General features: G+C 57.9%; 6 protein-coding genes and 2 tRNA genes. 7 read left to right on the top strand and 1 reads right to left on the bottom strand.

Annotation, left to right across the window (positions count from 1 at the left end):
* Window positions 1–322: 322 nt before the first annotated feature.
* The 3 genes from ACTQWD_RS08575 (at window position 323) to proC (ending at window position 2582) form a co-directional block, all read left to right on the top strand.
* Window positions 323–1261: an SPFH domain-containing protein gene (locus ACTQWD_RS08575; RefSeq protein ID WP_117848150.1), complete on the top strand. Its 939-nt coding sequence runs from the start codon at window positions 323–325 to the stop codon at window positions 1259–1261.
* A 6-nt stretch (window positions 1262–1267) separates the two neighbouring features.
* Complete coding sequence (gene rlmH, locus ACTQWD_RS08580; RefSeq protein WP_370450649.1) at window positions 1268–1738, top strand: 23S rRNA (pseudouridine(1915)-N(3))-methyltransferase RlmH; 471 nt, start codon at window positions 1268–1270, stop codon at window positions 1736–1738.
* Between the two features lie 73 nt (window positions 1739–1811).
* Window positions 1812–2582: a pyrroline-5-carboxylate reductase gene (gene proC, locus ACTQWD_RS08585; protein ID WP_441559742.1), complete on the top strand. Its 771-nt coding sequence runs from the start codon at window positions 1812–1814 to the stop codon at window positions 2580–2582.
* Between the two features lie 156 nt (window positions 2583–2738).
* Here the strand turns inward: proC and ACTQWD_RS08590 are convergent, their stop codons facing one another.
* Window positions 2739–2912 carry a DUF6724 family protein gene (locus ACTQWD_RS08590; RefSeq protein WP_195838594.1) on the bottom strand — a complete coding sequence of 58 codons (174 nt, stop codon included), beginning with the start codon at window positions 2910–2912 and terminating at the stop codon, window positions 2739–2741.
* A 111-nt stretch (window positions 2913–3023) separates the two neighbouring features.
* Between ACTQWD_RS08590 and serS the strand changes: the two genes are divergently transcribed.
* The 4 genes from serS (at window position 3024) to ACTQWD_RS08610 (ending at window position 5438) form a co-directional block, all read left to right on the top strand.
* Window positions 3024–4307, top strand: a complete 1284-nt coding sequence (gene serS, locus ACTQWD_RS08595) for a serine--tRNA ligase (RefSeq protein WP_441559743.1) — start codon at window positions 3024–3026, stop codon at window positions 4305–4307.
* 172 nt (window positions 4308–4479) lie between these two features.
* Window positions 4480–4857 (top strand): hypothetical protein, encoded by a 378-nt coding sequence (locus ACTQWD_RS08600; RefSeq protein WP_441540465.1) that lies wholly within the window; start codon window positions 4480–4482, stop codon window positions 4855–4857.
* Between the two features lie 74 nt (window positions 4858–4931).
* Window positions 4932–5008: transfer RNA gene (locus tag ACTQWD_RS08605), tRNA-Arg, on the top strand.
* Window positions 5009–5361: 353 nt separating this feature from the next.
* A tRNA-Arg gene (locus ACTQWD_RS08610) sits at window positions 5362–5438 on the top strand.
* Window positions 5439–5585: the final 147 nt, after the last annotated feature.

Consider the following 5585-nt stretch of genomic DNA (forward strand, 5'->3'; position numbering starts at 1 on the left):
CCTTTCGCCCGCACCATTGATTGAAAGAGCTCCCAGCAATGGGAGCTTTTTTGTTATGGGCCCATCGCAGGGACTTGAACCTGCGAAGGAGCGAGCGTCAAGAAAACGCGGGGCGTTTTTAGCGAGCTGGCGAGTCCGCCGGCAGGCGGGCGAAGCCGGTGCGGATCCGCGCGGCGGATACGCGGACGTCCTTTCGCCCGCACCATTGATAGAAAGAGCTCCCAGCAATGGGAGCTTTTTTGTTATGGGCCTCCTGATGGTGTCACATGGCTGCTTTGTGCGGGTATCCTAGTGCCAACGTGTGCCCATCGGAGGAGAGACCATGCTGTTATCCGGTATTATCGCTGCCCTTACGAGCCTTCTGCTTCCCATCATCATTTTGTTGCTACTGCTTCCCAACGCCTGCTATGTCGTTGAACAGCAGCATGCTGTGATCATCGAGCGCCTGGGCAAGTTTAACCGCATCGTCAACGCGGGTTTCCACATGAAGGTGCCCGTGATCGACCGCAAGGCCGCCACGGTGAGTCTGCGCACCATGAAAAACGGTTTTGGGATCGACGTTAAGACCCAGGACAACGTGACTATCGGCCTTGAGGTCTCTGCTCAGTACCACGTGAGCTATGACATGGGAGCCGGCCCGGCAGATTCGGGCATCTACAAGAGCTACTACATGCTGCAGGAGCCCGTCGACCAGATGCGCGACTTCATTACCGATGCCCTGCGCTCTTCCATCCCTGTCTATACCCTTGATGAGGTATTTGCCAAGAAGGATGACATTGCCAAGGACGTCAACGCCACCGTATCCGAGCAGATGGCCGCCTACGGCTTTACCCTCGTGTCGACGCTCATCACCAAGATCGCGCTGCCGACCGAGGTCGAAAACTCTATGAATGACATCAACGCCGCCCAGCGTAAGCGCGCTGCTGCGCAGGAGCTCGCTGAGGCCGACCGCATCAAGCGCGTTACCGAGGCGACCGCCGAGGCCGAGGCAATGGAAAAGGCGGGTGAAGGCATCGCCAACCAGCGCAAGGCCATCGCGCTGGGTATCAAGGATTCGCTCGAGATTATCCAGGAGACGGGCGTCGGCAACGATGAGGCCAACCAGCTGTTCATGTTTACGCAATGGTCCGAGATGATGACGGAGTTCGCTCGCACGGGTAAAACATCGACGGTCGTGCTGCCGAGCGACTTTTCGCAGTCGGCCTCTATGTTCGAGCAGATGCTGACCGCCGGCAAAGTTCAAAACGATTCGAAGGAGTAGGCGCGCGTGAAGTGCACCGTTGTATGCGTCGGTAAGCTCAAAGAGCGTTTTTGGAAGGATGCCTGCGCCGAGTACACCAAGCGCCTGGGCGCCTATGCCAAGGTGGATATGCGCGAGGTGGCCGATATCGACCCGGCCAAGGCGGGCGGCGTGGATGCCGCGCGCGACAAGGAGGGAGCGGCGATTCTTGCAGCCCTGCCGCCCCGAGCGCATGTGATTCTGCTGGCCATTGAGGGCAAAGAGCGCTCGAGTGAGGAACTCTCGGCGCGGCTCGATGATCTTATGTTGCGAGGCAACAGCGACATCGCCTTTGTGATTGGCGGATCGGACGGCGTGAGCGACGATGTTCGCTCACGAGCTGACGAAATGCTCAGCTTTGGACGCATTACCTTGCCGCATAACTTGGCGCGCGTGGTGCTGCTGGAGCAGGTCTACCGCGCCTGCAAGATTAGCCGTGGTGAGCCGTATCACAAATAGGTCGGCAACACGAAACAATGCCGTGGGACAATAGCTCTCGATTTGAAGAACCTGTCTGAGAGGACTATGAGATATGAAGATTGGATTTGTCGGTTTTGGCAATATGGCGAGCGCTATGGCCGATGGCTGGATTGCCGCCGGTGTGGCTGCGAGCGACATGTGTGCCTGCGCGGGCCGCTACGATGCCCTGGTTGAGCGCTGTGAGGCGCGTGGGATACTTGCCTGTCGTGATGCGGCGGAGGTTGTCGCTGTATCCGATATCGTGGTTGCTGCGGTCAAGCCGTACATGATCGAGAAGGCCTTCGCTCCGCTCAAGGATACTCTTGCCGATAAGGTCGTCCTTTCGGTCGCCTGGACTTGGGACAGTGCCAAGTGGGAGCAGGTCCTGCCGGGTGTCGCGCACATCTCGACGGTCCCCAATACACCGGTTTCGGTGGGCGAGGGCGTCATCGCCTGCGAGAAGTCCTCTACGCTCAACGGCGAGCAGCGTGCCGTGGTGCTCGATCTGCTCGGAAAGCTTGGCACTGTCGTTGAGCTCGATACGAGCTTGCTGTTTGTGGGCGGTACCGTGGGCGGTTGCGCCCCGGCATTTGTTGCCATGGCGATTGAGGCCCTGGGCGACGCGGCCGTCAAGCACGGCATTCCGCGCGCCGACGCCTATCGCATTGTAAGCCAGATGGTTCTGGGTACGGCGAAACTGCAGCTTGCAACTGGGCAGCATCCTGCGGCGATGAAGGATGCCGTGTGCTCGCCCGGCGGCGCAACCATCAAGGGCGTCGTCGCGCTCGAGGATGCCGGCATGCGCAGCGCCCTGGTCAAGGCCATCGACGCCACCCTTCAGTAAACCTGCCATTTAGGGACAGGTTTATTTTGGCAGGTTTTTCCTGCGGTTTTATCTCTATAGCGAAAAGCGCCCCGCAACCGGGTTGATACCGGTTGCGGGGCGCTTGCGTTTGCCCAGATAAAACCGACCAAAATAAACCTGTCCCTAAATGGCAGGTTAGTCCCAGAAGCTGTCTTGATCTTCTTCGGATTTGGGCCCGCGGTCGACGTAGAGCTTATGGGTGCGCTTCTCCATTACAAAGGCAAGAATCGCAAACAGCAGGATACCGCCGGCGAAAAGGATGGCAAAACCGGTGCGGGTGCCAAACAAAAAGGAAAAAACTGCGTCCATTGGGTGCCTTCTTGCGTAGTTGAGTTGGGTCGTAAACGCTCATAAGTATATACTTGCCCATACATGTACAAGGTTGCAACCTAAATGGAATGTATATCGCCGGAGGATCTAATGCTTGATATCAAGTTTGTTCGCGAGAACCCCGATGCCATCGATACCGCCATGGCTAACCGCCAGACGTCTTGGGATCGCGAGAAGTTCTTTGAGCTCGACGATGAGCGTCGTGCCGTCATCACCGAGGTCGAGGAGCTCCAGGCCACGCGTAATGCCGAGTCCAAGAAGATCGGCGCCCTGATGAAAGAGGGCAAGAAGGACGAGGCCGAGGCCGCCAAGGAGGCCGTGCGCGCCGTCAACGAGAAGATCGACGGTCTGGCCGAGCGCCGCACCGTTCTCGAGCAGGAGCAGTACGACTTTATGGCTCACCTGCCCAACATTCCCTGCGAGGCCACCCCGTACGGCAAGGACGAGGACGAGAACATCGAGCGCCGTCGTTGGGGCACCCCGCGTGAGTTCGACTTCGACTTTAAACCGCACTGGGATCTGGGCACCGACCTCGACATCCTCGACTTCGAGCGCGGCAACAAGCTCTCCGGTAGCCGCTTCACCGTTCTCGGTGGCGCCGGCGCCCGTCTGGAGCGCGCCCTCATCAACTTCTTCCTCGATACGCACACCAGCCGTGGTTTTAAGGAGTGGTGGCCGCCCGTCGTCGTCAAGCGCCAGACCATGTTTGGCACGGGCCAACTGCCCAAGTTCGAGGACGACGCCTATCATGTCTCGGGCGATAACTTCCTGATCCCCACCGCCGAGGTCGTGCTTACCAACCTGCACGCCGGCGAGGTTCTCGATGCCGACACCCTGCCGCGCCGCTACACCGCCTTCACCCCCTGCTTCCGCGAGGAGGCCGGCTCCGCTGGTCGCGACACCCGCGGCATCATCCGCCAGCACGAGTTCGACAAGGTCGAGATGGTCAAGTTTGCCAAGCCGGAGGAGTCCGACGAGGAGCTCGAGAGCATGACCGCCGAGGCCGAGTTCCTGCTTCAGCAGCTGGGTCTTCCGTATCGTGTGATTAGCCTGTGCACCGGCGACCTTGGCTTCTCTGCCCGTCAGACCTACGACATCGAGGTCTGGCTGCCGAGCTACAACGCCTACAAGGAGATTAGCTCCTGCTCCAACTGCGGCGACTTCCAGGCCCGCCGCGCCAACATCAAGTATCGCGATCCCGAGAACTTCAAGGGCTCGCGCTACCTGCACACCCTTAACGGTTCCGGTCTACCGGCTGGCCGCACCATGGCCGCCATTCTGGAGAACTACCAGAACGCCGACGGCACCATTACGATCCCCGAGGTTCTGCGTCCTTACATGGGCGGCCTCGAGAAGATCGAGCCGGTCGCGTAGGTTTGCTGCATAAGCGATTTGCGGGGGCGCCCCTATCCGGGGCGCCTTTTTGTGCGCGGAGCCTTACCATGTCGCGCGGACAGCTCAATAGAAAACACACGAACAAATGTTCTGTATACGATCGTCTACCTGCTATTCTTTTACTAGATACGAGCGAGAGAAGGGGGATGTGATGGACCTGTTTGATGAGCGGGTAGTTTTGTTTGAGAGCGATGAAGGTGGGGAGCACCTGCTAGTTACGTGTGAGCCATCGGGTATGGGTGGCTTGGTGGTGAGGCAAACGAGCGAGGGTCCGTTGACCCAATGGTGCTTTGAGGAGTCGCCACATGTAGTTGAGACCTTTGTGACGCACGAAGGACTTACAACACTCGAACGGTTCTATGGAGTCGGGACTTCTAACCAGGTGGCACGCATGCTGAGTATCTCGTTTGCCGAGTATGATTGCGCCCAGCGGGTGCGCTCGCTATTGAGGGAACTCGGTGTTGGGTTCGATGTGGTTGAAAAGCCGATCGATCGTATGGGGAACGGTGATACATGCGGAGCTGCATGAGGAAAATGGTCTAGAAAAAAATCAAGATTGTGCTTGACTCCAATTAACTAAAATGGTTTCATATGTCTTGCGCTGCGGCGTTACCTCAGCTGGATAGAGGGTCTGACTACGAATCAGAACGTCATAGGTTCGAATCCTATACGCCGCACCAATTGACTTTAAAGCTCCCGGCAACGGGGGCTTTTCTTTTTTGGAAGCCATGCATGGATTCGAACCTCGGTCGAGGCGCGAGCGTAAAGAAAACGCGGAGCGTTTTTAGCGAGCGGGCGAGCGCGCCGGCAGGCGGGCAAAGCCGGTGCGGATCCGCGAAGCGGATGCGCGGAATCCTATACGCCGCACCAATCGAACTTGAAGCCTCCGGCAACGGGGGCTTTTCTTTTTTGGAAGCCATGCATGGATTCGAACCTCGGTCGAGGCGCGAGCAGCATAATCATCACATCGTAAAATTTTTTCAAATTGTCGCTTGACCCGTCGGGGCCTCGCGTGCATAATAATCCGTGCGTTGCGGCGTTACCTCAGCTGGATAGAGGGTCTGACTACGAATCAGAACGTCATAGGTTCGAATCCTATACGCCGCACCAATTGACTTTAAAGCTCCCGGCAACGGGGGCTTTTCTTTTTAATATGAGAAAGCCATTGTCAATAGGCGTGTTTGTTCGGGCCCGGTTTTAAACCGGGCTTTTTCGTTTCCCGTCGGGAGGGCCCGCGCACGCTGCGCGTTTAGTCGA

Origin of the sequence: Collinsella sp. LCP19S3_B6 (assembly GCF_052121815.1) — a bacterium.
Lineage (GTDB): Bacteria > Actinomycetota > Coriobacteriia > Coriobacteriales > Coriobacteriaceae > Collinsella.

Bases quoted from the DNA above. Each gene is read 5' to 3' on its own strand.
- ACTQWD_RS08575 (WP_117848150.1), top strand. From the start codon at position 323: ATGCTGTTATCCGGTATTATCGCTGCCCTTACGAGCCTTCTGCTTCCC.
- proC (WP_441559742.1), top strand. From the start codon at position 1,812: ATGAAGATTGGATTTGTCGGTTTTGGCAATATGGCGAGCGCTATGGCC.
- ACTQWD_RS08590 (WP_195838594.1), bottom strand. From the start codon at position 2,912: ATGGACGCAGTTTTTTCCTTTTTGTTTGGCACCCGCACCGGTTTTGCC.
- serS (WP_441559743.1), top strand. From the start codon at position 3,024: ATGCTTGATATCAAGTTTGTTCGCGAGAACCCCGATGCCATCGATACC.
- ACTQWD_RS08600 (WP_441540465.1), top strand. From the start codon at position 4,480: ATGGACCTGTTTGATGAGCGGGTAGTTTTGTTTGAGAGCGATGAAGGT.